Annotated in this window: 2 protein-coding genes; both read left to right on the plus strand. The window is 34.9% G+C overall.

Going from position 1 to position 2411, the window contains the following annotated elements; all coding sequences use genetic code 11:
* Positions 1-320: 320 nt before the first annotated feature.
* Positions 321-854 (plus strand): Crp/Fnr family transcriptional regulator, encoded by a 534-nt coding sequence (locus tag DW862_RS25550; protein WP_008645828.1) that lies wholly within the window; start codon positions 321-323, stop codon positions 852-854.
* Between the two features lie 60 nt (positions 855-914).
* Complete coding sequence (locus DW862_RS25555) at positions 915-2096, plus strand: acyltransferase (RefSeq protein ID WP_120071152.1); 1182 nt, start codon at positions 915-917, stop codon at positions 2094-2096.
* Positions 2097-2411 lie beyond the last annotated feature (315 nt).

Consider the following 2411-nt stretch of genomic DNA (forward strand, 5'->3'; position numbering starts at 1 on the left):
TCGTTTCCACTCACAAAGATAGTCGCGGTCTTGCTTTTCATAGAGGAAATATAAAGAATATCATTGGGATAATCGAATAAAATCGGCAGATTATGGCAGAAAAGTATGGATACCCGGTCATGAAACAACAACGGAAAGGCAAGGGGAGCAATCCATAAATGTTAATCTGGGCGATATATAAAAATGCAGCTTGTTTATTTATTATAGGAGCATTTTTGTATTTTTGTAGCTGCTTAATAAAAAAACAGGAAAGAGTAAATAAGCGTTGTGAAAGTCAAATGATGCATAATACGATAAACTCACTTAAAGCCAAGTCAAACATGAGCAATAGTTCCATCAATGAGCTGTTTGCTCATAGCTCTTTATTGGAACTGCCCAAAAAACATATCCTAACGTCCTCTTTCCAGAATGATAAAAACTTTTATTTCATTGAAAAAGGTATAGCACGCTCATATTGTGTAATTAACGACAAAGAACTCACCTCATGGTTTAGTACAGAAGGAGATATCGTTTTTTCGACGAACAATTTTTATGGGAACCAACAAGGGTACGAATATGAAGTTGTTCAGTTATTGGAAAATACGGTATTATATGCCGTGCCGATAAAAGATTTAGAAAAGCTGTATCAGACTAATATAGAAATAGCGAACTGGTCAAGGATTTTGCATCAAGAGGCTTTTATAATGAATGAAAAACGTTTAATTTCAAGACTGTATAAGTCAGCGGAAGAACGATATATAGAATTGTTGCAAACACGTCCGGATCTCTTCCAAAGAGTAAATTTGGGTTATATTGCATCTTTTTTAGGCATCTCTCAAGTTACGTTGTGCCATTTGAGGAACAAGATTAAATAATAGGGTTGTTTCGTTTCCTTCGCATTGCTTTATTCTGCTTTTTTAAGTAGTTTAAAAAAAATGTCATACCATTGTCCTAACTTTGCAATTGAAAAAATTGAATACCAAATGAAAAATGTGAATCATATAGTATGGGCTGATTTAATTCGTGTGATAGCCATTTTAATGGTCATCTGTATCCATTGTTCAGACCCTTTCAATGTTTCTCCTGAAGCTCGTTTAAATCCGGAGTATAACTTATGGGGGAGTATTTATGGAGCTTTCTTGCGTCCGTGCGTACCGTTGTTTGTGATGCTGACAGGAATGTTATTATTACCGGTAGAACAGGAAATCGGACAATTTTATAAAAAAAAGATGCTTCGTGTAATAGTCCCTTTTATTGTATGGTCTTTATTATATAACTTGTTTCCGTGGTTTACGGGTATTTTAGGGCTGAATAATTCTGTTTTGTCTGAAATGTTTGCGTATGCAGGAGAGTCTCCAAGTCAAACTTGGGATAGTTGTTTGCATAATATTCTTATGATTCCTTTTAACTTCAATACATATACAGTTCCTTTATGGTACATATATATGTTGATAGGATTATATTTGTATATGCCTTTTTTTTCTGCATGGCTGAAACAAGCAACAGAGAAACAAATGAAAATATTCTTATCCGTTTGGTTTATCACATTATTTCTGCCTTATTGCCAAGAATATATATCCAGCTATATAGGAGGTACTTGCGCTTGGAATGACTATGGCACTTTATATTATTTTTCAGGTTTTAGCGGTTATCTGCTTTTAGGCTATTATTTGAAAGACAGAAACAAGTTATCGGTGAAAAAGACTGTTGTTTTATCTCTTATTCTTTTTAGTGTCGGTTATGCCATAACGTATTATGGATTCAGGAATATGACTTCACAACCTGATATTACAGAGCGCCAAATGGAATTATTCTTTTTATACTGTTCGCCCAATGTCTTTTTAATGACGGTTGCCTGGTATTTATTAATTCAAAAAGTAAAGGTAACGTCTCCCTTAATTATATCAGCCTTAAAGAATATAACAAAATGTGGACTGGGTATCTATATGATACATTATTTTGCTGTAGGAATAGGTTATTTAGCAATTGACAGAATTGATTTACCTATATTCATGCGTATTCCAGCGACAGCTTTATTTGTGTTTATCGTATCGTGGTGTATAGTTGCATTATTCTACAAAGTGCTGCCTAAGGCTGCGAAATGGATAATGGGATAGTTTAGTTTTGCTACATAAATGAAAAACGGATAAAAGAAAAAAGGGGGCAGTCCGAAAATTAAGGGGGAGTGATTTGGGGCAATCACATTCTTAAAATAGATTCATTCTTGCACGGTTTTCACCACAGAGGACACGGAGGACACAGAGGTGAATCTGTTTTATGACTTATGGTTGTGACCCTAATTTTGATGCGTAATCCTCCTACCATAAAGTTGAAAAAACATGAAAACATCTGCCACCTGCAACGAAAAGCGTGTAATGTACTAGTTGATAAATAGTTGGAGCGTTGCAGATACCTGCGGCAGATAGGTTGCA

It is taken from the genome of Bacteroides sp. AM37-9, from assembly GCF_003603455.1.
GTDB classification, from domain to species: domain Bacteria; phylum Bacteroidota; class Bacteroidia; order Bacteroidales; family Bacteroidaceae; genus Bacteroides; species Bacteroides xylanisolvens.

What these genes read in the sequence shown, in the direction of transcription:
- DW862_RS25550 (WP_008645828.1), top strand. Translation starts at nt 321, where the DNA reads ATGAGCAATAGTTCCATCAATGAGCTGTTTGCTCATAGCTCTTTATTG.
- DW862_RS25555 (WP_120071152.1), top strand. Translation starts at nt 915, where the DNA reads ATGTCATACCATTGTCCTAACTTTGCAATTGAAAAAATTGAATACCAA.